Consider the following 25,465-nt stretch of genomic DNA (forward strand, 5'->3'; position numbering starts at 1 on the left):
CCGGACGGCGTCGCCCTCAGGCTCCGGAGTGGCTGCCTCCGGACGGGCCTTTGCGCGCCACGCATGTCTCCAGGTGGTCGTCGACCAGTCCGCACGCCTGCATCAGCGCGTACGCCGTCGTCGGGCCGACGAAGCGCAGGCCCCGCTTCTTCAGTGCCTTGGACAGCGCCGTGGACTCCGGTGTGACGGCCGGTACGTCGGCGAGGGTCTTCGGGACCGGGCGGCCGTCGGGGTCCGGGGCGTGGGACCAGATCAGCTCGTCCAGCTCGCCGGGGGCCCACTCGGTCAGCACGCGGGCGTTGGCGAGGGTCGCGTCGATCTTGGCGCGGTTGCGGATGATGCCCGCGTCGGCGAGCAGGCGCTCGCGGTCCTCGTCGGTGAAGGCCGCCACCTTGGAGATCTCGAATGCGGCGAACGCGGTACGGAAGCCCGGGCGGCGGCGCAGGATCGTGATCCAGGACAGGCCGGACTGGAAGGCCTCCAGGCTGAGGCGTTCGAACAGGGCGTCGTCGCCGTGGACGGGACGCCCCCACTCCTCGTCGTGGTACGCCACGTAGTCCGTGGTGGACAGGGCCCAGGGGCAGCGCGGTGCGCCGTCCGGGCCCGCGACGGCCTGCCCGGCGCTCACTGCTGCTCCTCCTGGGCCGGCTTCTCCATGGAGACGTGCTGGTGGGCGCCGGCAGCGCGGGCGTCGGCCAGCGCGGACTCCAGGTCGGCGATGCGGGCGTCGCGCTCGGCCAGCTCGGCGCCGAGGCGGCCGAGGGCGTCGTCGACGTCCGCCATGCGGTAGCCGCGGGCGGCGAGCGGGAAGCGGAGGCGCTCCACGTCCGCGCGGCGCAGTGGGCGGTCCGGAGGCAGGGAGTCCGGCAGCCGCTCGGGGGCGGCGTCGGGCAGCGGCCCGCTGTCGCCGCCGCTCACCACGGCGAGCGTCACCGCGGCGACCACGACGGCCAGCGCGATGACGAGGAACAGGAACATGACCATCGCTGGGGCCCCCATGGTCGGGTCGAGCGCGGCGATCGCACGGGTTCGAGGACTCGGCGGATCGCGTGGCTGGTTGGATCGGAGTCGAGGCTGGAATCGGAGTCGGAGTCGGTTGTGTCGGGTCCGATCGTGCCATGCGAGTCTGACAGTCGGGGCCGCAGGCGGCCGAAGCCGTACATGAGGACCGGATTCGCAGGCCGGGTCCGGAGGCCGGCCCCAGGGCCGAGAGCGGGACGTGAGAACGGTATGGACGAGGAGATGTCACAGGGGATGCTCAGGCTGGGCAGGCGTGAATTCGCGGCGCACGAACCGGTGATCATGGCGATCGTGAACCGGACCCCGGACTCCTTCTACGACCGGGGGGCGACCTTCCGCGACGAGCCCGCCCTCGCGCGCGTGGAGCAGGCGGTGGCCGAGGGTGCCGCGATCATCGACATCGGCGGGGTGAAGGCCGGGCCGGGGGACGAGGTGTCGGCCGAGGAGGAGGCGCGGCGGACGGTGGGGTTCGTCGCGGAGGTGCGGCGGCGCTTCCCGGACGTCGTGATCAGCGTGGACACCTGGCGGCACGAGGTCGGCGAGGCCGTGTGCGAGGCGGGGGCGGACGTGCTGAACGACGCGTGGGGCGGCGTCGATCCGGGACTCGCGGAGGTCGCCGCGCGGTACGGGGCCGGGCTGGTCTGCACGCACGCGGGCGGTGCGCAGCCGCGGACCCGGCCGCACCGGGTGACGTACGAGGACGTCGTGGCCGACATCCTGAAGGTGACCCTGGGGCTGGCCGAGCGGGCGGTGGCCCTGGGCGTGCCGCGGGAGTCGGTGCTGATCGATCCCGGCCACGACTTCGGGAAGAACACGCGGCACAGCCTGGAGGCGACGCGCCGGCTCGGGGAGATGGTGGAGACGGGGTGGCCGGTGCTGGTGTCCCTGTCCAACAAGGACTTCGTCGGGGAGACGCTGGACCGGCCCGTGAAGGAGCGGCTGCTCGGGACGCTGGCGACGACGGCGGTGTCGGCGTGGCTGGGGGCGCGGGTGTACCGGGTGCACGAGGTGGCGGAGACGCGGCAGGTGCTGGACATGGTGGCGACGATCGCGGGGCACCGGGAGCCCGCGGTGGCCCGGCGGGGACTGGCGTAGGCGGGGGGGGGGGGGGGGGGGGGGGGGGGGGGGGGGGGGGGGGGGGGGGCCGCGGGGGGGGGGGGGGGGGGGGCCGCCCCCCCCCCCCCCCCCCGGCGCCCGGGCGGCGGTGGTCCGGCGGGCGGCCCGCCCGTCCCGCTAGCGGCCCGCCTCCTTGGAGACCAGGGCCACCGCCTCTTCCACGTCGTCCGTGACGTGGAAGAGCAGGAGGTCCTTCTCCGCGGCCTTGCCCTGGGCGACCAGGGTGCCGCGGAGCCAGTCGACCAGGCCGCCCCAGTACTCGGAGCCGAACAGGACGATGGGGAAGCGGGTCACCTTCTGGGTCTGCACCAGGGTGAGTGCTTCGAAGAGTTCGTCGAGGGTGCCGAGTCCGCCGGGCAGGACCACGAAGCCCTGCGCGTACTTCACGAACATCATCTTGCGGACGAAGAAGTAGCGGAAGTTCAGGCCGATGTCGACGTACGGGTTGAGCCCCTGCTCGAAGGGCAGCTCGATGCCGAGACCGACCGACGTGCCCTTGGCCTCCAGGGCGCCCTTGTTGGCCGCCTCCATGGCGCCGGGGCCGCCGCCGGTGATGACCGCGAAGCCGGCCTCCACCAGGCCCCGCCCGAGCCGCACGCCCGCCTCGTACTCCGGTGAGTCCGCCGCTGTACGGGCCGAGCCGAAGACGCTGATCGCGGGCGGGAGTTCGGCGAGCGTGCCGAAGCCCTCGATGAACTCCGACTGGATGCGCAGGACACGCCACGGGTCGGTGTGGACCCAGTCGGTCGGGGCACGCTCGTCCAGCAGACGCTGGTCCGTGGTGCTCTTCTGGACCTGTCCCCGCCGCCGGAGGACAGGGCCCAGGCGCTGCTCCTCCGGTGGCCGCCTCTTGCCCTCGGGGTTGCCAGTAGCCATGCGCGCTCCCTCCAGTTGCAGGTTCTTCCACCTCAGCGTAGATCCACGCGGGTTACGGGCGAGGGACCTCAGCATGTCCGCCACGCAGCGGCGTAAACCCTGTATGGATCACGCCGTCAGCCAGGACCGCAGGCGCTCCTCCCCCGCGAGGATCTTCGCCGTCTCCACCCGCTCGTCGCGCTTGTGCGCCAGGTGCGGGTTGCCCGGACCGTAGTTGACCGCCGGGACGCCGAGCGCCGAGAAGCGCGAGACGTCCGTCCAGCCGTACTTGGGCTGCGGGGTGCCGCCCACCGCCTCGATGAAGGCCGCCGCGGCCGGGTGGGAGAGTCCCGGCAGGGCCGCGCCGCTGTGGTCGTCGACCACGAACTCGGCCACCCCGCAGTCCGCGAAGACCTCGCGCACGTGGGCGAGGGCCTCCTCGGGGCTGCGGTCCGGGGCGTAGCGGAAGTTGACCGTGACCACGCACTCGTCGGGGATGACGTTGCCCGCGACCCCGCCCGTGATGCCGACCGCGTTCAGGCCCTCGCGGTACTCCAGGCCGTCGATCACCGGGTAGCGCGGCTCGTACGCGGCCAGGCGCGCCAGGATCGGGGCGGCGGCGTGGATCGCGTTGGAGCCCATCCAGGAGCGCGCGGAGTGGGCCCGCTCCCCCGTCGTCCTCAGCAGCACCCGCAGCGTGCCCTGGCAGCCGCCCTCCACCTGGCCGTCCGACGGTTCGAGGAGCACCGCGAAGTCGCCCTCCAGCCACTCCGGGTGGGCCTCGGCGACGTGCTTCAGCCCGTTCAGCTCGGCGGCGACCTCCTCGTTGTCGTAGAAGACGAAGGTGAGGTCGCGGTTGGGGGCCGGGACGGTCGCCGCGATGCGCATCTGCACGGCGACGCCCGCCTTCATGTCGCAGGTGCCGCAGCCCCACAGGACCCCGTCGGCGTCCAGCCGGGACGGTACGTTGCCGGCGATCGGGACGGTGTCGATGTGTCCGGCCAGGATCACGCGCTCGGCCCGGCCCAGATCCGTACGGGCCACGACGTTGTTGCCGTAGCGCTCGACCGACAGGTGCGGCAGGGCGCGCAGGGCGCTCTCGATGGCGTCCGCGAGCGGCTCCTCGGTGCCGCTCTCGGAGGGGAAGTCGACGAGCCGGGCGGTGAGCTCCGCGGCGTCCAGCGTGAGGTCAAGCGGGGTATCGGCCATGGCCCGACCCTAACGCCCCTGCCCTTTCGGGCACTGCCCTTGCCCGGCACTCACCACGTTCTGCCCTCCAGTACCTTGTACGCGTGCTTCAGCCGTCGCCAACCCGTAAACGCCATGGCCGCCTGCTCCGTTCCGGGGCGGCCTGTCTGGTCCTGCTCGCGGTCGCCGGTTACCTCGCGGTGCAGTACGTCACCGGAGGGGCGGGCTCTCCGGGCTGCAAGGTCGTCTCGGGCCAGGACGGGGGCGCGGTCTACGAGTTCACGCCGGAGCAGGCGGTGAACGCGGCGGCGATCACCGCCGCGGGCACCGCGCGCGGCCTGCCGGAGCGGGCGGTGACGATCGCACTGGCGACCGCGCTGCAGGAGTCGTCGCTGCGCAACATCGAACACGGCGACCGCGACTCGCTCGGCCTGTTCCAGCAGCGCCCCTCGCAGGGCTGGGGCACGCCGGAGCGGATCATGGACCCGGCGTACTCGGCGGGCATGTTCTACGAGCATCTGGTCGAGGTCCCCGGCTACACGCGCCTTCCGCTCACGGTCGCCGCCCAGCGCGTGCAGCGCAGCGGCTTCCCGCAGGCGTACGCCAAGCACGAACCGGACGCCACGCTGCTCGCAGCCGCGCTGACCGGACGGTCCGCGGCGACGCTGACCTGCGAGGGACGCCCGGAAGCGGCCCGCGCGCAGGGGCCGGACGCGGTCCGAGCGGCGCTCGTACGGGACTTCGGGCAGGACGTGCTCCGGTCGGCCGGCTCGGCCGCCGACGACGCCGCGACGGCTCCCACCGCCTCCCCTTCGCCGACCGCGGGACCCGCGGGCGACGCGAGCGGCTCCGACGGGCGGACCGTGACGCTGCCCGTGACCGCCGGCCCGGGTGCGCGGGAGCACCTTGAGCGGCGCGGCTGGCAGCTGGCGCACTGGGCGGTGGCCAACGCCTCCCAGCTGCGTGTCGAACGGGTCTCGTACGCGGGCCGGGAGTGGACCGCGGGACACACCGGCAGCAAGTGGCACCCGACGGACGCCGGCGGCACGCGGGGCGCGGAACGGGCCGCGGGATCGGTCCGGATCACGTCCGCGCGGTAGCGCTCAACCGTACGAGCCGCCACTCCTGGGAGTTACCCGCACGGGCGTCGCGTCGACGCGGTGCGCGGTTTTCGCGCCGTCATGCCGAAATCCGGCGGAGCCCAGGAGGATCAAGGGCTGTAAGGATTCGGCAGGCTTTCCGGACGCAGCCCTTTTGCCCGTTTTTCTGGGCAACTGATAATGCGACGCATTACCAACTCTTTGCATTGTGCCGCCGCAACCTTCGCGGCCTTCGGGCGGTAGTCACTGCGTCCGAGCCCGGCCGATCACCAGCCGGGCGCGGTCGGTTTCCTCATCACTGACTTCCGTCGAAGGAGCATCATGTCTCTCCCCCTGACCCGCCGGATCGCCCGTGCCGCGCTGCTCGTCGCTGCGGGAGCGGCTGCCGGGGTCGGTGCGGCCGGCTCCGCCAGCGCGGCTCCCGAACTGCCGGCCACCCCGAACCTCGGGGGACTGACCGCCCTGGACGGGGCGAATGTCGGCAACACCGTGGACGCCGCGGCCCAGAACGTCACCGAGACCGCGGGCGAGACCGGCGGCAAGACCCTCCAGAAGGCCGTGCCGGACGCCGGCAAGGCCGGTGGCTCGGTCGTCAAGAAGGCCACGCCGGTGGCGCAGAAGGCCGCCGGGGACGCGGCGGGCTCCGCCGGGGACATCGTCGGTGACACGGCGCAGACGGCCACGAAGGGCGGGCTCCCGACGGACGCGCTGGGCAAGGGCGCGCTGGGCAAGGGCGCGCTGCCCGTGCAGGGGCTGCCGCTCGGCTGATCATCCGACGCGTACGGCGCCGGGGCCCAGGGTTCGTTCCCTGGGCCCCGGCGTTTCGCGTGCCCGCGCCGGTGGCCGTCAGGCCGTCAGGCGTCGGACTGCCGCGCGGACGCGGTCGTCCGTGGCGGTGAAGGCCACGCGGACGAAGTTCTCGCCGGCCGGGCCGTAGAAGTCGCCGGGAGCCACCAGGATGCCGCGCTCGGCCAGGTGGGCCACCGTGTCCCAGCAGGACTCGTCGCGGGTCGCCCAGAGGTAGAGGCTGGCCTCGCTGTGCTCGATGCGGAAACCGTGGCCGAGGAGCGCCTCGCGCAGGGCCGTGCGGCGGGCCGCGTAGCGCTCGCGCTGGACGCGGACGTGCTCGTCGTCGCCGAGGGCCGCCACCACGGCCGCCTGCGTCGGCGCCGACGTCATCATGCCGCCGTGCTTGCGGATCTCCAGGAGGGGGCCCAGGACGGCCGGGTCGCCCGCCAGGAAGGCCGCGCGGTAGCCGGCGAGGTTGGAACGCTTGGAGAGCGAGTGGACGGCGACCAGGCCGTCGTACGAACCGCCGTTGACGTCCGGGTGCAGGACGGAGACCGGGTCGGCCTCCCAGCCCAGCTCCAGGTAGCACTCGTCGGAGGCGACCAGGATGCCGTGCTCGCGGGCCCAGGCCACGATCCGGGTCAGGTCGGCCTTCGACAGGACCCTGCCGGTCGGGTTGGACGGGGAGTTGAGCCAGAGGAGCTTCAGGCCCGCCGGGTCCAGCTCGGTGGGATCGTCGTACGCCTCGTACTCTGCGCGGGCCAGGCGCGCGCCGACCTCGTACGTCGGGTAGGCCAGGCGCGGGAAGGCCACCCGGTCGCCGGGGCCGAGGCCCAGCTGGGTCGGGAGCCAGGCGACGAGTTCCTTGGAGCCGACGATGGGCAGGACGTGGCGGTGGGTGACGTCGCGGGCGCCGAGGCGGCGCTGGACCCAGCCGGTGATCGCGTCGCGCAGCGCCGGGGTGCCCCAGACGGTCGGGTAGCCCGGGGAGTCCGCGGCGTCGACCAGGGCTTTCTGGATCAGCTCGGGGACCGGGTCTACCGGGGTGCCGACGGAGAGGTCGACGATGCCGTCCGGATGCGCGGCGGCCGTCTTCTTGTACGGCTCCAGCTTGTCCCAGGGGAAGGCGGGCAGGCGGTCGAGGACTGCGGACACGGTTACTGGCTCACTTTCTTGGTGCGGCCGGTGCTGCCGGTGCTGCCGGTGCTGCTGCATGGCGAAACGCCTCGGTCCCGCACGGCACCGATCGGGTGCGATCAGCCGTGCGGGACCGAGGCGGCGCGGGCCGCTCCTACTGGTTCTGCGGCGGCAGCGCGGCGACGAAGGGGTGGTCGCGCTCGATCAGCCCCAGCTTGCTGGCACCACCGGGCGAGCCGAGCTCGTCGAAGAACTCGACGTTCGCCTTGTAGTAGTCCTTCCACTCCTCCGGGGTGTCGTCCTCGTAGAAGATCGCCTCGACCGGGCAGACCGGCTCACAGGCACCACAGTCGACGCATTCGTCCGGGTGGATGTACAAGGACCGCTGGCCCTCGTAGATGCAGTCGACCGGGCACTCCTCGATGCACGCCTTGTCCTTCACGTCGACACAAGGCTGCGCGATGACGTAGGTCACGCTGTCGTTCCTCCTCGATTGGGCGCTGGCGGGCCTCCTCAGGCTCCGCCGCCTGGCGCGCGGGAGCGCGGCGTCGTCGATGCCCGCCTCTAGTATCTCCGTTCTTGGGCATGATCCGAACAGGAGGGGTGAACCGACCCGTGGAAATCTCTGCCGCAGGACGTCTCGAGGTCCGTATCACCCCTGCTGACGTGGGCAAACGAGTCTCCGTGCGACGCTTGAGCGGTGCTGGTGCGCCGGGTGAGAAGTTCACCGACACGGTTGGTGTTCTCACATCATGGGACGACGGTGTGCTGCTGATCACAAGGAAGAGCGGCGAGTCGGTCCGTGTCGCGGAGTCCGCACTGGTCGCGGGGAAGGTCGTGCCGCCGGCGCCCGCACGCCGGCGCGGTCCCGCCGCCTCCTACGAGGAGCTGGCGCGGGTCACCGCGCGTGCCTGGCCGCCGGTGGAGAGCGAGCGGCTCGGCGAGTGGGAGCTGCGGGCGGCCGCCGGCTTCACCCGGCGGGCCAACTCCGTACTCCCGCTCGGCGATCCGGGGCTGCCGCTCGACGAGGCGCTGACCGCCGTACGACGCTGGTACGGCGTACGCGGCCTGCCCGCGTACGTCCAGACCGCCACCGGGGCCGCGGGCACGCAGGAGCTGCTGTGCGCGGAGCTGGAGCGGCGGGGCTGGGTGCGGGAGGTGACGGCCGAGGTGTGGACCGGCGCTCTGGCGCCGGTCGCCGACCTGGCGGAGGGGACCGGTGCGGTCCTGTCCCGGGAGGCGGACGAGGCGTGGCTGGCGCGGTACCGGCGCGGGGGCGTGAGCGAGGTGGCCCTGCGGGTGCTGGCCGGAGGGCCGTCGGTGTGGTTCGCGACGGTCCCCGGTACGGACGCCCCGGCGGCGATCGGGCGGTGTGTCGTGGACGGGCGGTGGGCCTCCTTCGCGGCCGTCGAGGTGGACCCCGCGCGGCGCCGCCGGGGGCTCGCGACCACCGTGATGGCCGCGCTGGCCCGGCGGGCGCTCGACGAGGGGGCGTCGGCGGCGTGGCTCCAGGTGGAGACGGACAACGCGGGCGCGCGGGCGCTGTACGCCGGGATGGGCTTCGCGGCGCACCACGCCTACCACCACTACCGGGAGCCCACGGGTTCCGGGGCGGACCGGTAACCGGTCGTCAGCGGACCCGGTAAGCGATCGCCGTGAAAGGGCACGAGCCAGTCATGCGTCACCCTCATCCCCCGTCACCGGAACGCTCCGCCGAGCTGCGGCGGCGGTTCTCCGAAGAGGCGCGGTCCGAGCGGCCCGACCTCGCCACGCTGTGCCTGCTGGTGGGCGCCGAGGCGGACGGGGCGCTGGACGAGGCGGGGCTGGACGCCGCGCAGATGGAGCTCGACGGGCTCGCCGGACAGCTGCCGTTCCGGCCGGGCACGCCGCGGGCCTGGGCGGCGGCGCTGCGGGACCTGCTCGGCGAGCGGTACGGGTTCCACGGGGCCGCCGCGGACTACCAGCGGCTGGAGTCGTCGTTGCTGCACGAGGTGCTGCGGCGGCGGCGCGGGCTGCCGATCATGCTGTCGGTGGTGTGGCTGGAGGTGGCCCGGCGGGCGGGGGCGCCGGTGTACGGGGTAGCGCTGCCGGGGCACTTCGTGGTCGGGTTCGGGCCGGAGGAGGGGCGGGTGCTCGCCGATCCGTTCGACGGGGGCCGGGTGCTCAGCGGGAACGACGCGGAGGTGCTGGTCGCCGGGGCGACGGGAGCGGGGCTGCGTGCGTCGATGCTGGAGCCCGCGACGCCGTTGGAGGTGGTGTCGCGCGTCCTGAACAACATCCGGGCGTGGGCGGCGGCCCGGCCGGAGCGGTCGGACGTCGGCCTGTGGGCGATCGAGCTGGCGTTGCTGCTGCCGTCGCACGCGGCGCGGTTGCGGTACGAGCGGGCCCGGTTGCTGGTGCAGCGGGGGGAGTTCTCGGCGGGGGCCGGGGAGTTGGAGGCGTACGCGGAGGTCGTGGGGGCGGTGGACGAGGCGGTCGCGGAGCAGGTGCGGGGGGAGGCGCGGGCGGCCCGGGCGATGTTGAACTGAACACCGGCGAACCGGACATGGGTGCGATGAACACCGGCGAAAGGAACACCCGCCTGCGCCGAGGGGGCGCCCGGCACTCGCCGGGCGCCCCCTCGTGAGCGGCGTCAGCTGGGGTTGGTCTCGATGACCGCGACGCGGTCGGTCTTGCTCTTCAGCGCCTGGCGCAGGGCGACGTAGACGTCCTCGGGGGTGACGGGCGTCTTCTCACCGTTGGCCCGGGTGATGAGCACCCCGTCGAACGCCCCGCCGTAGAGGTCCTCGAGGGCCTTCAGGTCCGGCTTGTCGGTCAGCTTGCCGTTGACGGCCGTGACCCCGAGGAACTTCCACAGGGACTTCTCCGGGCTCATCGGCACGGAGTGCGCGGCGTCGGTCCGCACGGTCACCTTGGCCGACATCGCCGGCTCGGCGAACTCCTTCAGCATCCGGTCGACCTCGGCCTTGGAGACCGTGGGCTGCTGGGTGGTGGTCGGCACGTTCACGGGGGTGGCGGTGCCCGTCTCCACCTGGGCGCGGTACGCCTCCTGCACGGCCTCGGTCGACTTGCCGACGTCTATGCCCTTGCCCGCCTTGCCGTACACCGGGACGGCCTTGCCGGGCTCGAACTTGATCGTGCCCTCGGTCACCGATCCGGCCCCGCCGGCGGCTTCCTCCAGGGCGGCGTGCAGTTTCTCCTCGTCGACGGGCATGACCGGGTCGACGACCCGCTGCTGCCCGAAGAGCGAGCCGATCACGGAGACCGGGTTGTAGTCGCTCGTCGCCGCCGCGCTGGCCGTGGCCTGCGTGTCGAGCTGGAGTCCCGCCTGGTCCGGCTTCAGGGAGACGGTCTCGCCGCCCACCGTGAGCTTGAGCGGCTTGTTCGCGCGGGCGGAGAGGACGTCGTCCAGCTTCTCCACGGCGTCGTCGCGTGTGCTGCCGCCGATGTCGACGCCGAGCACGGTGGTGCCCTTCGGCACGTCGGAGCGGTTCATGAGCAGGCCGGCGCCGTAGGTGACACCGGCGATCACGACCAGGCCGCCGACGAGCAGCGGGAGCTTGCCGCGCCCCTTCTTCTTGGCCGGCTTGGCGGAGCCCGCCGGGGGCGCGGAGACCGGCTCGGGCAGCTTCGGGGGCGTGTGCGGCCGCGGTCCGTCGGCGGACGCGCCCTGGAAGGGCATGTTCCGGTCGGTCGGCACGACGGGGATGCCGCTGGTGACGGTGTTCCCGGAGACGTGGTCCGGGTTGCCGTAGCCGGGGGTGCCCGGCTCGGGGGCCGGCTTCTGCGGGGTGAGGATCGCGGTGTCGTCGCTGAGACCGCCGCTCATGCCGCCGCTCATGCCGCCGCCGGGGCCGCGACGGGCGGCTTCCGGGCCGGCGCCGGGGCCCTGGGGCCTGCCCGGACCACCGGGGCCGCCGGGGCCACCAGGGCCGCCGGGACCGCGCAGGCCGTCGTGGGGTGCGGGGCGGCGCTGTCCGTCGGGCGCGCCGGGGCCGCCGGGCATGCCGGGTGCGCCGAGGCCGCCGGCCGGGGGCGGCGCCAGCGCGCTGTCCCCGGTGACCGGGCCGCTCGTCGGGCCCGCGGGGCCTTGGGTGTCGCCGTACGGGGACTGTCCGTTCGGGCCGCTGTGCGCACCGCCGGGGCCGAGGCCGGAGCCTTGGCCGCCCTGCCCGTTCCCCGGGAAGAACGGCGGGTCGTCACGGCGCGGTGCGGTGCCGCCGTCGGTGCCGGGGCGGGAGCCGTTGCCGTTGCCCAACGGCCCCGCCGCCAGTGCCTCGGTCACGTCGAAGGAGCCGGTGCCGCCGCCGTGGCCGGGCGCCACCGGTCCGCCGGTCGCCCCGGAGAGACCGGCGCCCTTGGCGGAGCCGGGCCGGGAGCCGCCCGGCACGTTCATGGAGCCGACGACGCCACCGGGACGGCCACTCCCGCCGCCCGGTCGCGCACCGGCACCGGTACCGGTACCGGAAGCACCGGTACCACCCGGGCCCGCGGGAGCCGCGCCCGGCGTACCGGCCGGCGCTCCCGAACCGCCGGGCATCCCGGCACCGTTGGTGGAGCCGCCACCCTGAGCGCCCTTGCCGGGGCCGGACTTGCGCGGCGCGAACCAGTCGCTGGTCGGCTTGTCCTCGCCCGGCCGGGCGTGCTGCTCGGCCTCGGCGGGAGTCTCGACGGCACCCACGGGCGGCACCTCGTCGCTCGGCGCCGGCGCGGTCCACTCGGCCGTCGTCTCCGTGTCACCGGCGGCGTCCGCGGCGTCCGCGACGGGCTTGCGCACGACGACCGGCGGGATGGGCCGTGATCCGGGGATGTTGATCCGGATGCGGGTCGTCAGCGTCGTCTCGGTCTTGCGTTCCTCCGGCCGCGTGGCCGAACGGCCCGCGTCCGCACCGGCGTCGGAAGCCGTGGGTGTCCCGTAGGGCGGGGTGCCCGAGGGGTATGCGGCTCCGCCGCGCCCGTGGGGCCCGGAGGACGAACTGTCAGTTTCACGACTCAAGGCAGGTTCTCCCGGTTGGCTCCGCCGCCCGTCACACCTTCAAAGCGGGCGGCTCGGCGGCGCGCACCACCATACTGGCCACTTCTCAGGCGTATCCCGTGACCGCTGGGGAAACCCACACCGGCCTCGCACGGCCACGCCACGGCGAAGTAGTACGTCACTTGCGAAGTCGGACGGCGTCGCCGTCCGGTTGCCGCACCGGCGCGAGGGTGGCGCACATCACAGCGACAGCGATTCCGCCGAGCAGGAAGAGGTAGGAGCCGCTTCCCGCGGCGAAGACGAAGTCGCCCTCGGGGCGGCTGGTGGTGAGCAGGACCACGGCGAGGGCCCAGCCCGCGGCGGGCGCGACGGCTCCGCTCCGGCGCCCGACGGCGCGGCCCGCGCCGAGGCAGAGTCCCGCCTCGGCGGCCAGCGCGAGCAGCAGCCCACCCGGGAACCACGCCGGCTGCATCAGCGCGCCCGCCACCCCGACGACGGCGCCGAGCACGAAGAGCCCGAGACACAGGGCCGCCCGCCCGAGCGAGGGCGCGCGCAGCGGCTGGGCCAGCGCGGACGTCGTCGGTTCGGTACGCCCGCTCACGGCGCCTCCTCGGTCTCGATCCCGGCGAACAGATCTGCCTCGCGCCCGTCGCCGTCACCGGCCCGCTCGCCGCGCACCAGTTCGTAGTACTCGGTGGTGAAGACCGGCTGGGCCAGTTCGTTGGAGAGGACGAAGTACGGTCCGGCCACGGTGATCTGCGTGGCGTGCGCGCGCATCGCGGCGGTCTTGGCGGCGTGCGCGCTGCCCTCGCCGCTGATCTCGGTGGTGATCCGCTCGTCGTCGACGACGCCCGGTACGTCCTCGAGGCCGGCCGCCTTCTCGAAGGGCAGGCCGGGCAGGTCGTCGCGGAGGCGGGCGAAGGCGTCCTCGGCGACCGTGCGCGGTACGCGGTTCCAGTAGACCTTGGCGATCGGGCAGCCCGCCTCGGCCGCCAGTTCGGCGGCGCGCATGGCGATGCGGTGGGCCTGGATGTGGTCGGGGTGGCCGTATCCGCCGTCGGGGTCGTAGGTGACGAGGACCTGGGGACGCACTTCGCGGATCACGTCGACGAGCAGCTCGGCGGCCCGGTCGACGTCCGCCTGCCACAGGCAGCCGGGGTCGTCGTTGTCGGGCAGTCCCGTCATCCCGGAGTCGGCGAACCGGCCCGGCCCGCCGAGCAGCCGGAAGTCGTCGACGCCGAGCGCGCGCATCGCGGCCGCCAGCTCACCCCTGCGGTGCCCGCCCAGGGCGGCTCCGGTCAGGTGCCCGAGCTCCGGCGGGATGACCTCGCCGCGCTCACCGAGGGTGCAGGTCACCAGGGTCACGTGGGCGCCTTCGGCGGCATACCTGGCCATGGTGACGCCGTTGTTGATCGACTCGTCGTCCGGGTGCGCGTGCACCAGCAGCAGACGCCGGGCGGGGAGTTCCGTCATGGGCTCCACCCTATGAGGCCGCGTCCTCGTCCATGTAATGCGGGAGACCGTCCGTGGGGGTCGTCCACTCCGTTCGGCAGTCGCGGCAGCGGCCGGGATCCGGGGCACGGAAGGCGCGGTCGCAGCCGTCGCAGGTCTGGAGGGGGTGCCGTACGGGCGGCGGCGCGGCCGGTGCGCGCAGCGGTGGCGGGGGCGGCAGCTGAGCCGTGAGGCGGTGGGCGAGGAAGGCGGCGGGGCGGCGCAGCCCCTCGGGTGGCAGGTCTGCGGTCAGGGCGTGGCGTACGGCGGCCGGGCTGACCTCGCGCTCCAGCCAGGCGGCGACGCCGGGGGCCAGGTGGGCCGTGTCGCGGGCGGAGAGCAGCAGGTGGGGGTCGTGACGGCGGAGCCCCGAGAGGAGATCGACGGCAGCCCGGAGCGCGGCGGGGGCAGGGCATGCGGGACGCGGCACGGCGGGCAGCGCCTTGCGGGACGGGCGCGGCTCGCGGCCCTCGTCGTGCGGCTCGGGCGGCTCGTGCAGCTCGGGCGGCTCGGGCGGCTCGTGCAGCTCGGGCGGCTCGTGCAGCTCGGGCGGCTCATCCCGCCCGTACGGCTCGGGCGGCTCGCCCGGTTCCGGCGGTCGTGGGGCCGTCGCCGGAGGAACCGACGGGGGCGTGGGGGCCTCGGCGTGGCGACGGGCCGGGGTGGGCTGGTTGCAGGAGACCGTGCGGGTGACGATACGGCCGTCGGGGGTACGTACGCGCTCCCGGCGCAGATAGCCGTGGGCCTCCAGTTCGCGCAGGGCGGCGGAGATACGGGTGGCCCCCTCGGGGAACCTGGCGGCGAGGGTCTTGATGTCGGCCGGGGCGCCCTTGGGCAGCGACTGGAGGTGGAGGCTGAGCCCCATGGCGAGGAGCGAGAGCTCCCGGTGCTGGGCGAGGTGGTTGCCGACCACCGTGAAGCGGGTGGTGTGGCGGGTGTTGTCATGCAGGAGCCCGCCGGTGCGGGGGCCCGTGCCGGGTCGCCGGTGCGGGTGGTTGTGGCCCGCATCGCGGGTCCGGGCGTGCGAGGGCACGCTAGGGTTCTTGGTACCCATTCTGGAAGCTCTCTTCTTCCTCGGTGGTGAGGCCCTCGCTTTGGGATTGCCGTCCCGGCGGGGGCCGTCTCATGTCCGCGGTCGTGGTGGTGCGTTGCCCTGAGCGTCGGGCCTCCCATGCCCGGAAATCCAGCCGGACCGGAGATGTTCACCCGCCCGAGTGAGCGCGACCACGGGCGGGAGGGGTGGGGTTCGGTGGGGTGCTTTCCCCCATGTTTCTTGTCTTTCAGTCGCCGACGGCACCGCAGCACGAGGTCCCGGGTTCCGGTGGCGCGAAGCACACTTCCGCCCACACGGTCTTGTGCGGGAACCGCCCTTCGGTGACGCCCCAGCGGTCGGCCAGCGCCTCGACGACCAGCAGCCCCCGGCCGGACTCCGCCCCGGCGTCGGGCGCTCGGGGCACGGGCTGTCGGTCACCGCGGGTGTCGGTGACCTCGATGCGGAGTGTGCCGCCGATGACGTACAGCGCGAGGCGGAAACTGCGGCCGGGAAGTCGGCCGTGGGTGGCCGCGTTGGCCGCCAGCTCCGCGACGACGTGGCCCGCCGCCTCGTCGGGGATCCCCCAGTCCCGCAGCGCGTTCACCGCGAGCAGGCGGGCGAGGCGGGCGCCTCGCGGGGTGGACGACAGAAGCGTGCTGAAGTCCCGGAACCCGGCGCCGGGTTGGGAACGGGCACCGACAGCGGCGATGTCATGAGTTTCCTGATTCACGTCACTCAGCGTGGCCGACCGGACGTACCGTGATGAGTGATCGCCCTGTTACGTAGAGCCACGGTCCAAGGTCTGTCCAACGCTGTCCGGACTGTCGAGGCGGCTCCCCCAGCACAGGGTTCGGCGGCACAGCACTGCGTTACGGAGGACGGGCATGTCGGTGAACGGTGAGGCTACGCGGGTAGTGAGCGAGGCGGACGAGCCCGGCTGGGAGGTGGACCCGGACGACGACTGGGCACTCGCCGTGGTCGCCACCGTGGGACGGCAGTTGAGGCTCCGCCGGGAGGCGACGGGGATGCGGGTCGGTGACTTCGCGGTGGCGGTCGGATACGGCGAGGACCTGGTCTACAAGATCGAGAGCGGCAAGCGGATCCCTCGGCCCGAGTATCTGGACACGGCGGACGAGGTACTGAACGCCGGCGGACTCGTCGCGGCGATGAAGGAGGACGTGAAGAAGGTCCGGTACCCGAAGAAGGTCCGCGACCTGGCGCAGATGGAGGCGCGGGCGGTGGAGCTTCAGCTTTACGACCCCGTGAACATCCACGGCCTCTTGCAGACGCCGGAATACGCGCGAGCGCTGTTCCGGATGCGGCGGCCCCGCTACGCCGAGGAGGAGGTGGAACGGGGTGTCGCCGCCCGTTCGGCCCGCAAGTCCGTCTTCGAACGCGACTCGGCACCCGAACTCAGCTTCGTCCAGGACGAGTGGACGCTCCTGCGGCGGCTCGGTGGCGGAGCAGTGATGCGGCAGCAGCTCGAACACCTCCTGGAAGTCGGGAAGCTCCCGAACGTCGAGATCCAGGTGATGCCGATGGGCCGTGAGGAACACGCCGGTGTGGACGGTGCGATCGAGGTGCTGAAGTTCGAGGACGGTACGGCAGTGGGACGTTCGCCAGGGATTTCCAACGGCCGACCAGTCACCGACCCGAGGCAGCTCCGTATCCTTGAGTTGCGGTATGGCATCATCCGGGCGCAGGCTCTCACACCCCGCGAGTCGGCCGCGTTCATCGATCAACTGCTGGGGGAGACATGATCCGCGACACGTCCCGCAGAGACGCTACCGATCTCGTGTGGTTCAAGAGCAGCTACAGCAGCGGCGCGGAGACGGACTCCTGCGTCGAGGTGGCCACCGAGCCCCGGACTGTTCACGTCCGCGACTCGAAGGTCATGGACGGCCCCCGCTTGGCCTTCACACCGGCCGCGTGGGGCGGCTTCGTGCCGTACGTGGTCGAGGGCTGATCCGGCGGCTGTCGGCCCCGACGGAGGGCACACTCCGCCCAAAGCATGAACGAACTACGCCAAATGTCCTCCGGGTGCTCACATGAGCGACCCGAGGACAATAGGCCCGAAAAGTTCACGCCTTCTGAGAAGGGGGACCACCCCCTCGGCGCACGCCACGCCACCCGCCTCGGTCCCCGTCTCGCCACAGGCGCCGAGCACACGGAGACAGGCGTCGACGTCAGAAGTCGATACTGCCGATCATCCCCGCGATGTTCGTCGTCAGCTCACTGATCGTGGGCGCGACGGTCGACGAGGCCAGGTAGAAGCCGAGGAGCATGCACACGACCGCGTGCCCCGCCTTCAACCCTGACTTCTTGACCAGCAGGAAGACGATGATCGCCAGCAGCACAACCGCCGAAATCGAGAGTGCCACGGCGGCTCACCTCCAATAAGCCCAGGGACATGGGGGGGTCGGACGCAGTCGAACGAACGCAGTCGAAACCTTGGGACAGATAAATCCACGCAGCGGGCATCTGGTTGATACCCACTATGCGCTAGTGATCATAACTATCCGTGCGCGCGCATCTCTCGGCGCACAGCCGCACAAGGGGGCGCATGGCCAATATGGTCAAGGCATGACGACCGAGTCCGACTCCTTCCCCAAACGGCACGCCCGCACCCAGCGGTTCACGCTCGGCGCGCCGCGTTCGTTCACCGTGGCACCCGATGGTTCACGGGTCGCCTTCCTGCGCTCCGGCACCGGCACGGACCGGGCCAACTCGCTGTGGGTCCTCGACGTCGAGGAGGGCGGGGAGCGCGTCGCCGCCGACCCGCGCGCCCTCCTCGGCGGCACCGAGGAGCGTCTGTCACCCGAGGAACGGGCGCGGCGTGAGCGCAGCCGCGAGGGTGGCGCCGGCATCGTCGGCTACGCCACCGACGCGGCCGTCGAGCTGGCCTCTTTCGCGTTGTCGGGGCGGCTCTTCGCGGCCGAGCTGCGGGCCGGCACGGCACGCGAACTGCCCACCGCCGGGCCCGTCATCGACCCCCGCCCCTCCCCCGACGGCCGGCACATCGCCTACGTCGCCCAGGGCGCCCTGCGGGTCGTGGGGGCCGAGGGGGACGGCGACAGGGCACTGGCCGAGCCGGACGCGGAGGACGTCACCTACGGGCTCGCCGAGTTCGTCGCCGCCGAGGAGATGGGGCGCGGCCGGGGCTTCTGGTGGGGTCCGGAGTCGGACCGGCTGCTGGTGGCGCGCGTGGACGACACGCCGGTGAGCCGCTGGTGGATCTCCGACCCGGCCCACCCCGAGCGTGATCCACAACACGTCCGCTACCCGGCGGCGGGCACCGCCAACGCGGACGTACGGCTGTTCGCGATCGGGCTGGACGGGGGGCGCACGGAGGTCCTCTGGGACCGGGCGCGGTACCCGTATCTGGCGCGAGTCCACTGGTCAGCGGCGGGTGCGCCGCTCCTCCTCGTACAGGCGCGCGACCAGCGCAGTCAGCTGTTCCTCGCCGTGGACACCGAGTCCGGGGCGACCCGGATGGTGCACGCCGACGAAGATCCGATTTGGCTGGAACTCTTCCCTGGTGTGCCCTGCTGGAGTCCCTCCGGGCAGCTCGTGCGGATCACCGACGAGGGCGGCGCGCGCGTGCTGGCGGTCGGTGAACGACCGCTCACCGGAGCCCAGTTGCACCTGCGGGCCGTACTGGACGTCTCCGGCGACGACGTGCTGGTTTCCGCTTCGGCCGGCGAGGAGGCGGCCGAGCCGGAGACGGGCGAAGTGCACGTGTACCGGGTGAACGAGCTCGGCGTGGAGCGCGTCTCGCAGGAGCCCGGCGTGCACTCGGCGGTGCGTGCCGGGGGCGTGACCGTTCTCGTCTCCGCCACCCTCGGCCGGCCGGGCGCCCGGGCCCAGGTGCTGCGGGACGGGAAGCAGACGGCGACCGTCGTCTCTTACGCCGAAGACCCCGGTTTGTCCCCGCGCGTAACCCTCACCCAGGGGGGCGCACGCCGCGTCCCGTGCGCCGTGCTTATGCCAAGGGACTACCACGGTGACACCCCCCTCCCCGTCCTCCTGGACCCGTACGGTGGCCCGCACGGTCAGCGCGTGGTGGCCGCGCACAACGCCCACCTCACCTCCCAGTGGTTCGCCGACCAGGGGTTCGCGGTCGTCGTCGCCGACGGGCGGGGCACTCCGGGGCGCTCCCCCGCCTGGGAGAAGGCCGTCAAGGACGACATCGCCGCCGTCGTGCTCCAGGACCAGGTGGACACGCTCCAGGCGCTCGCCGCCGACTTCCCGCTCGACCTCGGCCGCGTCGCCATCCGCGGCTGGTCCTTCGGCGGTTACCTGGCGGCCCTGGCGGCCGTGCGCCGTCCGGACGTCTTCCACGCCGCCGTCGTGGGCGCCCCCGTCACCGACCTGCGCCTCTACGACACCCACTACCAGGAGCGCTACATCGGCCACCCGGGCGAGCAGCCGGAGGTCTACCGCCGCAACTCGGTGATCGACGACGCGGGCCTGGTCGACCCCGCCGAGCCGCACCGCCCCATGATGATCATCCACGGGCTGGCGGACGACAACGTGGTGGTCGCCCACTCCCTGCGCCTGTCCTCGGCCCTGCTGGCCGCCGGCCGCCCGCACGAGGTGCTCCCGCTGTCCGGCGTCACGCACATGACCCCGCAGGAGTCGGTCGCCGAGAACCTGCTGCTGCTCCAGGTGGACTTCCTCAAGCGGTCACTGGCGTAGCGCCGCACGGATGCGCCAACCGCTTTAACACGCGGGCAACTTCATCGAATCGGCACCGATATACGGACGCGCGACGCTGGTCAGCGTGCGGCCGTGCGGGTGCCGTAAGCGGGCCGGGGAGCGCCATGTCACCCCGGCCCGCTGCCGTGCCCGCCGCCGCCCCCGCCTTCCGTCTCCCCTTCCGGCGGCACCACCTGCTTCTCCTGCGCGAAGTGGCACGCCGAGTCGTGGGCCGCGGGGCCGGAGACCGTGCGGAACTCGGCGGGCACGGCGAGCGCCGGTACCTCCAGGGCGCAGCGCTCCCGGGCCTTCCAGCAACGGGTGCGGAAACGGCAGCCGGAGGGGATGTCGGTCGGGGACGGCACGTCCCCGGCGAGGATGATCCGCTCGCGGTGCTCCCGGGCCTCCGGGTCGGGCACGGGCACCGCGGACAGCAGCGCCTGGGTGTACGGGTGGGTCGGGTGGTCGTAGATCTCGGCGTCGCGGCCGGTCTCCACGATGCGGCCCAGGTACATCACGCCGACCCGGTCCGAGATGTGCCGGACGATCGACAGGTCGTGGGCGATGAAGATGTAGGACAGGTCGAACTCGTCCTGGAGCCGGCCCAGCAGGTTGATCACCTGCGCCTGGACGGACACGTCGAGGGCCGAGACGGGCTCGTCGGCGACGATGATCTCCGGGCGCAGGGCGAGGCCGCGCGCGATGCCGATGCGCTGGCGCTGGCCGCCGGAGAACTGGTGGGGATAGCGGTTGATGTACTCGGGGTTGAGGCCGACGACGTCCAGCAGGTGCTGCACCCGTCCGCGCCGGTCGCCCTTCGGGGCCACCTCCGGGTGGATGTCGTACGCCTCCCCGATGATGTCGCCGACCGTCATACGGGGGTTGAGGGAGGTGTACGGGTCCTGGAAGACCATCTGGATGTTGCGGCGTACGGCCTTCAGGGCCTTGCCCGACAGCTTGGTGATGTCCTCGCCCTTGTAGCGGATCTCCCCGGCCGTCGGCCGTTCCAGGTTCACCAGCATCTTCGCGACCGTGGACTTCCCGCAGCCGGACTCGCCGACGATGCCCAGTGTCTCGCCGCGGGCCAGTTCGAAGTCCACGCCGTCGACGGCCTTCACCGCGCCGACCTGCTTCTTGAAGAGGATGCCGGAGGTCAGCGGGTAGTGCTTGACCAGTCCCCTGACCTGAAGGATCGGCTCAGTCATGCAGGCACTCCCTCCAGAAGTGGCAGGCGCTGCCCCGCTCCGCGTCGGACTCCGTCACGTCGTACAGCGGTGGCACGTCGGTGCGGCAGACGTCCTGGACCATCGGGCAGCGGGGGTGGAACGCGCAGCCCGGCGGGATGCGGTTGAGGCTGGGCGGCAGACCCTTGATGGCGTACAGCTCCCGGCCCTTCTGGTCCAGGCGCGGGATCGACTCCAGCAGGCCGCGGGTGTACGGGTGGGCGGGCGCCTTGTAGATGTCGTGGACGGGCGCCGTCTCCACGATCCGGCCCGCGTACATCACGGCGATCCTGTCGGCGACGTCGGCGACCACGCCCAGGTCGTGGGTGATGAGGATCAGGCCCATGTGCAGCTCGCGCTGGAGTTCCGCGAGCAGGTCCATGACCTGGGCCTGGACGGTGACGTCGAGGGCGGTGGTGGGCTCGTCGGCGATGATCAGCTTCGGTTCCAGCGCCATCGCCATGGCGATCATGATGCGCTGGCGCATGCCGCCGGAGAACTGGTGCGGGTACTGCCGCACCCGCTCCTTCGCGGCCGGGATGCGGACCCGGTCCATCAGCTCGACGGCCTTGCTCCGGGCGTCCTTCCGGGACATCCCGCGGTGCACGGTGAACATCTCGCCGAGCTGGTCGCCGACGGTGAGGACGGGGTTCAGCGACGACAGCGCGTCCTGGAAGATCATCGCCATCTCGGCGCCGCGGACCTTCCGGCGTTCCTCCTCCTTCAGCTTCAGCAGGTCCCGGCCCTCGAAGAGGACCTCGCCCGCCGTGATCCGGCCCGGCGGCACGTCGAGGATGCCCATGACCGTCTGGGCGGTGACGGACTTGCCGGAGCCGGACTCGCCGAGGACGGCCAGGGTCTCGCCCGCGTCGACGCCGTAGCTGACGCCGTTGACGGCCTTGGCGACGCCGTCCCGGGTGCGGAACTCCACGTGCAGGTCGCGCACTTCCAGCAGCATGCGGCGGCTCACCTCAGCTTCGGGTCGAGGGCGTCGCGCACCGCGTCGCCGAGCATGATGAACGCGAGGACGGTGACGGCGAGGGCTCCGGAGGGCCAGAGCAGGGCGTGCGGGGCGTTGCGTACGTAGGGGGCGGCGGCGGAGATGTCGATGCCCCAGGAGACGCTGGGCGGCTTGAGGCCGACGCCGAGGAAGGACAGGGTCGCCTCCAGGGAGATGTAGGTGCCGAGCGCGATGGTCGCCACGACGATGACGGGGGCGACGGCGTTGGGCGCGATGTGCCGCAGCAGGAGGCGGGAGTTGGACGCGCCCAGCGCGCGGGCGGCCTGGACGTAGTCGTTCTGTTTGGCGGTGATGACGGAGCCGCGGGCGATGCGGGAGATCTGCGGCCAGCCCAGCAGCACGATGAAGCCGATGACCGGCCAGACGGTGTTGCTGGTGATGACGGAGAGCAGGACGAGGCCGCCGAGGACGACCGGGATCGCGAAGAAGACGTCGGTGATCCGGGACAGGACCGCGTCCCCCGCGCCGCCGAAGAAGCCGGCGAGCCCGCCGAGGACGCTGCCGAGGACGGCGACGCCGAGGGTGGCGAGGACGCCGACCGCCACCGACGTACGGGCGCCGTAGACGGTGCGGGTGTAGACGTCGCAGCCCTGGCCGTTGAAGCCGAAGGGGTGGCCGGACCGGGAGCCCTCCTGGGCCCTGGCGAGGTCGCACTTGAGGGGGCTGCCGGAGGCGATCAGGGACGGCCAGACCGAGATGACGACCAGGAAGAGGATCACCAGGGCCGAGACGATGAAGACGGGGTTGCGGCGCAGGTCGTGCCAGGCGTCGGACCAGAGGCTGCGGGGCTTGTCCTGAGGGCCGGGTCCGCCGTCCGGGCCTCCCCCTTCTGGGCCTCCCGGGCCTCCCGGGGTCTTCTCCAGCGTCACCGCCTCGCTCGCGCCGAGGTCCATCGTCCCGCCCATGCCGGTGCCGGCGACGGCGCGCTCCGGTTCGTACGGCTGCTGCTGCTCAGGCATAGCGGATCCTCGGGTCGAGTACGGCGTACAGGAGGTCGACGACGAGGTTGGCGACGAGGAAGACCAGGACCAGGATGGTGACGAAGCCGACGACGGTCTGCGTGTTCTGGCGGAGGATGCCCTGGTAGAGCTGGTAGCCGACGCCGTGGATGTTGAAGATCCGCTCGGTGACGATGGCGCCGCCCATCAGGGCGCCGATGTCGGTGCCGATGAAGGTGACGACGGGGATCAGGGAGTTGCGCAGCAGGTGCCGGGTGATGACCCGGTGGCGGGGCAGGCCCTTGGCGATGGCGGTGCGGACGTAGTCGGAGCTCCGGTTCTCCGCGATGGAGGTACGGGTCAGCCGGGTGACGTACGCCAGCGAGACCGAGGCGAGGACCAGGCCGGGGACGATCAGCTCGCCGAAGCGGGCCTCGGTGGAGACGGCCGGGTCGATCCAGCCCCACTTGACGCCGAGCAGGAGCTGGAGCAGCAGGCCGGTGACGAAGGTCGGGACGGAGATGACGACCAGGGTGAGCAGCAGCACCCCGGTGTCGACGGGGCGGCCGCGGCGCAGGCCGGTGACGACGCCGAGGACGATGCCGACGACGATCTCGAAGAGGATGGCGATGATCGTGAGCCGGATGGTGACCGGGAACGCCGTGCCCATCAGCTCCGTGACCGGCTGGCCGTTGAAGGCGGTACCGAAGTCGCCGGTGAAGACGTTGCCCATGTAGGTCAGGTACTGCTGCCACACGGGCTGGTCGAGGCCGAACTCGTGCCGCAGCTGCGCGGCGGTCGCCGGGTCGCACTCCCGGTCGCCGCAGAGTCCCGCGACGGGGTCGCCCATCACGTTGACCATCAGGAAGATCAGCAGCGTGGCCCCGATGAAGACCGGGATCATCTGGAGCAGCCGCCGGACGACGTAGCGTCCCATGGCGCCCCCTCAGCCGACCTTGATCTCGTTGTAGACAGGGACGCTGAACGGGTTGAGCTCCACGTCGGACAGCCGGTCCGAGTAGCCCGCGCTGCCGTTCTGGTACCAGAGCGGGATGGCCCCCATCTCGTCCCGCAGGACCTCCTCGGCCTGCTGGAAGAGGCCGATGGCCTTGGCGGCGTCGGTCTCGGCGTTGGCCTTGTCGACCAGGTCGTCGAACTTCTCGTCGGACCACTTGCCGTCGTTGGAGGAGGCGTTGGTGTAGTAGAGCGGCTGGAGGAAGTTCTGGATGAGGGGGTAGTCCATCTGCCAGCCGGCGCGGAAGGGGCCGCTCATCTTGCGGTCGGTGATCTGGCTGCGGAAGTCGGCGAAGGTGCCGACCGGGTTGCCCGCGCAGGCGCGGTCGTTGTCCAGGGCGTTGTTGATGGAGTTGCAGACCGCGTCGACCCACTGCCCGTGGGAGCCGGTGTCGGCGTTGTAGGTGATCCTGACCTGGCCGCCGGGCAGCCCGCCGCCCTCCCTGACCAGCTTCTTGGCCTCGTCGGGGTTGTACTCGCAGGCCTCGCCGCACAGGCCCGCCTTGTAGCCGCCGTCCTCGCCGAGGACGGGTGAGGTCCAGTCGGTGGCCGGGGTGCGGGTCCGGTGGAAGATCGTTTCCGTGATCTGCTCGCGGTCGATCGCCATGGACAGGCCCTTGCGGACCTTCTCGGAGCCGGGCTTGCTCCAGTCCTTGTCGTAGAACGGGAACGCGAGCGTCTGGATGATGCCGGCCGGGGTGTTGATGTACCGGTCGCCGAGGTCGCTCTCGACGTTCTTCAGCTGGGCGGCGGGGACGTCGTCGACGAGGTCGAGGTTGCCGGCCATCAGGTCGGTGTAGGCGGTGTTGTTGTCCGTGTAGACCTTGAGGTCGACGCCGCCGTTGCGCGCCTTGTCCGGTCCCGGGTACTGCTCCCACTTGCGCAGGGACATCTGGGAGCCGCGGGCGTAGTTGTCCACCATGTACGGGCCGTTGCCGACCGGCTTCTTCAGCCAGGCCTCGTGGTCGTCGAAGAAGGCCCGGGGCAGCGGGGCGAAGGCCGGGTAGCCGAGGGTGTCGGGGAACGTCGAGAACTTCTGGCTGAGCCTGACGGTGAAGGTGCGCGGGCCGGTGACCTTCAGCCCGGAGAGCGTGTCGGCGCTCTGCTCGCCGCTCTCCGGGTGGGTCTTGTCGTAGCCGTCGATGTACGCGAAGAAGTACGCGTTGCGCTGGTTGTTCTTCAGGCTCGCGCCGTAGTTCCAGGCGTCCACGAAGGACTGGGCGGTGACCTTCTCGCCGTCGCTGAAGGTCCAGCCGTCCTTGACGGTGACGGTGAAGTTCTGCGAGTCGGAGGTCTCGATCTTCTCGGCGAGCATGTTCTGCGCCTCGCCGGTCTTCGGGTCGTACTTCTTCAGCCCCCGGAAGATCATGTCGAGGACCTTGCCGCCCTGCACCTCGTTGGTGTTGGCCGGCTCCAGCGGGTTCTGCGGGTCGCCCCAGGAAGAGCTGAGGACCGCGCTCGTGCCTCCGCCGCCGCCCCCGCCTCCGCCTCCGCAGGCGGTCGCCGCGAGGGCTGCCGCCGCCGCGCACGCGGCCCATCTGGCGTGCCTGGGTCCGCGCATGGGGTGCCTCCTCGTGCCCTGACTCGTTCGCCGGCTCGTCCGTCGGCTCGTCCGCTGATCCATTACCGGCCAGCATCAGGGCAAAAGGTGCATATCGCACACGCAGATCCCCCTTTGGAGGAACCCGACATCACACCGGCACCGCCCGATGGGACGTGGGATCCGCCCTCCACAGCCCGCGACAAAGGATCTTGAACTTCCGTGCAACAGATCTTCACGATCCGATGCCGAACCGTTGGATTGCGAACCCCCGGTGTACGCATTCCGACGACCTAGCGTCCGCATAACGAACGCCTTGCCTGCTTC

The 25,465-nt window shown here is 72.2% G+C and carries 25 protein-coding genes; 8 read left to right on the forward strand and 17 right to left on the reverse strand.

Annotated features, from left to right (window positions below; genetic code table 11):
- Nucleotides 1–16: 16 nt before the first annotated feature.
- The gene (locus ACH4F2_RS29370; RefSeq protein ID WP_398135772.1) at nt 17–628 is read right to left on the reverse strand and encodes a DNA-3-methyladenine glycosylase I; all 612 of its coding nucleotides are present in this window, start codon (nt 626–628) and stop codon (nt 17–19) included.
- Complete coding sequence (locus ACH4F2_RS29375; RefSeq protein ID WP_398135836.1) at nt 625–978, reverse strand: DivIVA domain-containing protein; 354 nt, start codon at nt 976–978, stop codon at nt 625–627. Before ACH4F2_RS29375 ends, ACH4F2_RS29370 begins: the two co-directional genes overlap by 4 nt.
- Nucleotides 979–1,254: 276 nt before the next feature.
- Here ACH4F2_RS29375 and folP point away from each other — a divergent pair, with 276 nt between their 5' ends.
- Nucleotides 1,255–2,115 carry a dihydropteroate synthase gene (gene folP / locus ACH4F2_RS29380; RefSeq protein WP_398135837.1) on the forward strand — a complete coding sequence of 287 codons (861 nt, stop codon included), beginning with the start codon at nt 1,255–1,257 and terminating at the stop codon, nt 2,113–2,115.
- Between the two features lie 138 nt (nt 2,116–2,253).
- Here folP and ACH4F2_RS29385 read toward each other — a convergent pair whose 3' ends face one another.
- Both ACH4F2_RS29385 and dapE read right to left on the reverse strand, forming a co-directional pair.
- A complete protein-coding gene (locus ACH4F2_RS29385; protein WP_398135773.1) occupies nt 2,254–3,012 on the reverse strand; it encodes a TIGR00730 family Rossman fold protein in 759 nt (252 codons plus the stop codon).
- 108 nt (nt 3,013–3,120) lie between these two features.
- Complete coding sequence (dapE, locus tag ACH4F2_RS29390) at nt 3,121–4,200, reverse strand: succinyl-diaminopimelate desuccinylase (RefSeq protein ID WP_398135774.1); 1,080 nt, start codon at nt 4,198–4,200, stop codon at nt 3,121–3,123.
- An 83-nt stretch (nt 4,201–4,283) separates the two neighbouring features.
- Here dapE and ACH4F2_RS29395 point away from each other — a divergent pair, with 83 nt between their 5' ends.
- Together ACH4F2_RS29395 and ACH4F2_RS29400 are read left to right on the forward strand one after the other, a co-directional pair.
- Nucleotides 4,284–5,279: a heavy metal transporter gene (locus tag ACH4F2_RS29395; protein WP_398135775.1), complete on the forward strand. Its 996-nt coding sequence runs from the start codon at nt 4,284–4,286 to the stop codon at nt 5,277–5,279.
- Nucleotides 5,280–5,600: 321 nt separating this feature from the next.
- Nucleotides 5,601–6,047: an ATP-binding protein gene (locus tag ACH4F2_RS29400; RefSeq protein WP_398135776.1), complete on the forward strand. Its 447-nt coding sequence runs from the start codon at nt 5,601–5,603 to the stop codon at nt 6,045–6,047.
- A gap of 78 nt (nt 6,048–6,125) precedes the next feature.
- Here the strand turns inward: ACH4F2_RS29400 and ACH4F2_RS29405 are convergent, their stop codons facing one another.
- Together ACH4F2_RS29405 and fdxA are read right to left on the reverse strand one after the other, a co-directional pair.
- Nucleotides 6,126–7,223: a bifunctional succinyldiaminopimelate transaminase/glutamate-prephenate aminotransferase gene (locus ACH4F2_RS29405; protein ID WP_398135777.1), complete on the reverse strand. Its 1,098-nt coding sequence runs from the start codon at nt 7,221–7,223 to the stop codon at nt 6,126–6,128.
- A gap of 136 nt (nt 7,224–7,359) precedes the next feature.
- The gene (fdxA, locus tag ACH4F2_RS29410; RefSeq protein WP_003973842.1) at nt 7,360–7,680 is read right to left on the reverse strand and encodes a ferredoxin; all 321 of its coding nucleotides are present in this window, start codon (nt 7,678–7,680) and stop codon (nt 7,360–7,362) included.
- A 140-nt stretch (nt 7,681–7,820) separates the two neighbouring features.
- On the opposite strand from fdxA, the gene ACH4F2_RS29415 reads away from it, so the two are divergent.
- Together ACH4F2_RS29415 and ACH4F2_RS29420 are read left to right on the forward strand one after the other, a co-directional pair.
- Entirely contained in the window at nt 7,821–8,828 is a 1,008-nt protein-coding gene (locus ACH4F2_RS29415; protein ID WP_398135778.1) for a GNAT family N-acetyltransferase, read from the forward strand.
- Nucleotides 8,829–8,881: 53 nt separating this feature from the next.
- Nucleotides 8,882–9,733 (forward strand): tetratricopeptide repeat protein, encoded by an 852-nt coding sequence (locus ACH4F2_RS29420; RefSeq protein ID WP_398135779.1) that lies wholly within the window; start codon nt 8,882–8,884, stop codon nt 9,731–9,733.
- Between the two features lie 104 nt (nt 9,734–9,837).
- Here the strand turns inward: ACH4F2_RS29420 and ACH4F2_RS29425 are convergent, their stop codons facing one another.
- The 5 genes from ACH4F2_RS29425 to ACH4F2_RS29445 all read right to left on the reverse strand — a co-directional run bounded on the left by ACH4F2_RS29425 (nt 9,838) and on the right by ACH4F2_RS29445 (nt 15,434).
- The gene (locus ACH4F2_RS29425; protein WP_398135780.1) at nt 9,838–12,201 is read right to left on the reverse strand and encodes a hypothetical protein; all 2,364 of its coding nucleotides are present in this window, start codon (nt 12,199–12,201) and stop codon (nt 9,838–9,840) included.
- Nucleotides 12,202–12,358: 157 nt separating this feature from the next.
- Complete coding sequence (locus ACH4F2_RS29430; RefSeq protein ID WP_398135781.1) at nt 12,359–12,781, reverse strand: DUF6113 family protein; 423 nt, start codon at nt 12,779–12,781, stop codon at nt 12,359–12,361.
- On the reverse strand, nt 12,778–13,653 hold the full coding sequence (gene mshB / locus ACH4F2_RS29435; RefSeq protein WP_398135782.1) for an N-acetyl-1-D-myo-inositol-2-amino-2-deoxy-alpha-D-glucopyranoside deacetylase: 876 nt from the start codon (nt 13,651–13,653) through the stop codon (nt 12,778–12,780). Before mshB ends, ACH4F2_RS29430 begins: the two co-directional genes overlap by 4 nt.
- Nucleotides 13,654–13,663: 10 nt before the next feature.
- Complete coding sequence (locus ACH4F2_RS29440; RefSeq protein WP_398135783.1) at nt 13,664–14,725, reverse strand: helix-turn-helix domain-containing protein; 1,062 nt, start codon at nt 14,723–14,725, stop codon at nt 13,664–13,666.
- 226 nt (nt 14,726–14,951) lie between these two features.
- Nucleotides 14,952–15,434, reverse strand: coding sequence for an ATP-binding protein (locus tag ACH4F2_RS29445; protein WP_398135784.1), 483 nt, complete (start codon nt 15,432–15,434; stop codon nt 14,952–14,954).
- Between the two features lie 154 nt (nt 15,435–15,588).
- Between ACH4F2_RS29445 and ACH4F2_RS29450 the strand changes: the two genes are divergently transcribed.
- Together ACH4F2_RS29450 and ACH4F2_RS29455 are read left to right on the forward strand one after the other, a co-directional pair.
- Entirely contained in the window at nt 15,589–16,464 is an 876-nt protein-coding gene (locus ACH4F2_RS29450) for a helix-turn-helix domain-containing protein (RefSeq protein WP_398135785.1), read from the forward strand.
- Complete coding sequence (locus ACH4F2_RS29455) at nt 16,461–16,670, forward strand: DUF397 domain-containing protein (RefSeq protein WP_398135786.1); 210 nt, start codon at nt 16,461–16,463, stop codon at nt 16,668–16,670. Before ACH4F2_RS29450 ends, ACH4F2_RS29455 begins: the two co-directional genes overlap by 4 nt.
- A 220-nt stretch (nt 16,671–16,890) precedes the next feature.
- Here the strand turns inward: ACH4F2_RS29455 and ACH4F2_RS29460 are convergent, their stop codons facing one another.
- The gene (locus ACH4F2_RS29460) at nt 16,891–17,085 is read right to left on the reverse strand and encodes a hypothetical protein (protein WP_383644924.1); all 195 of its coding nucleotides are present in this window, start codon (nt 17,083–17,085) and stop codon (nt 16,891–16,893) included.
- Nucleotides 17,086–17,287: 202 nt separating this feature from the next.
- Between ACH4F2_RS29460 and ACH4F2_RS29465 the strand changes: the two genes are divergently transcribed.
- Complete coding sequence (locus tag ACH4F2_RS29465) at nt 17,288–19,402, forward strand: prolyl oligopeptidase family serine peptidase (RefSeq protein WP_398135787.1); 2,115 nt, start codon at nt 17,288–17,290, stop codon at nt 19,400–19,402.
- A 128-nt stretch (nt 19,403–19,530) separates the two neighbouring features.
- Here the strand turns inward: ACH4F2_RS29465 and ACH4F2_RS29470 are convergent, their stop codons facing one another.
- The 5 genes from ACH4F2_RS29470 to ACH4F2_RS29490 are packed head-to-tail and all read right to left on the reverse strand — an operon-like array spanning nt 19,531 to nt 25,159.
- The gene (locus ACH4F2_RS29470; protein ID WP_398135788.1) at nt 19,531–20,607 is read right to left on the reverse strand and encodes an ABC transporter ATP-binding protein; all 1,077 of its coding nucleotides are present in this window, start codon (nt 20,605–20,607) and stop codon (nt 19,531–19,533) included.
- Nucleotides 20,600–21,583 carry an ABC transporter ATP-binding protein gene (locus tag ACH4F2_RS29475; protein WP_398135789.1) on the reverse strand — a complete coding sequence of 328 codons (984 nt, stop codon included), beginning with the start codon at nt 21,581–21,583 and terminating at the stop codon, nt 20,600–20,602. Before ACH4F2_RS29475 ends, ACH4F2_RS29470 begins: the two co-directional genes overlap by 8 nt.
- Nucleotides 21,584–21,591: 8 nt before the next feature.
- The gene (locus tag ACH4F2_RS29480; protein ID WP_398135790.1) at nt 21,592–22,605 is read right to left on the reverse strand and encodes an ABC transporter permease; all 1,014 of its coding nucleotides are present in this window, start codon (nt 22,603–22,605) and stop codon (nt 21,592–21,594) included.
- The gene (locus ACH4F2_RS29485; protein WP_398135791.1) at nt 22,598–23,521 is read right to left on the reverse strand and encodes an ABC transporter permease; all 924 of its coding nucleotides are present in this window, start codon (nt 23,519–23,521) and stop codon (nt 22,598–22,600) included. The genes ACH4F2_RS29480 and ACH4F2_RS29485 overlap by 8 nt, the downstream gene beginning before the upstream one ends.
- 9 nt (nt 23,522–23,530) lie before the next feature.
- Nucleotides 23,531–25,159, reverse strand: a complete 1,629-nt coding sequence (locus tag ACH4F2_RS29490; RefSeq protein ID WP_398135792.1) for an ABC transporter substrate-binding protein — start codon at nt 25,157–25,159, stop codon at nt 23,531–23,533.
- Between the last annotated feature and the right edge of the window lie 306 nt (nt 25,160–25,465).

Origin of the sequence: Streptomyces sp. NPDC017890 (assembly GCF_044328675.1) — a bacterium.
Taxonomy (GTDB): Bacteria; Actinomycetota; Actinomycetes; order Streptomycetales; family Streptomycetaceae; genus Streptomyces.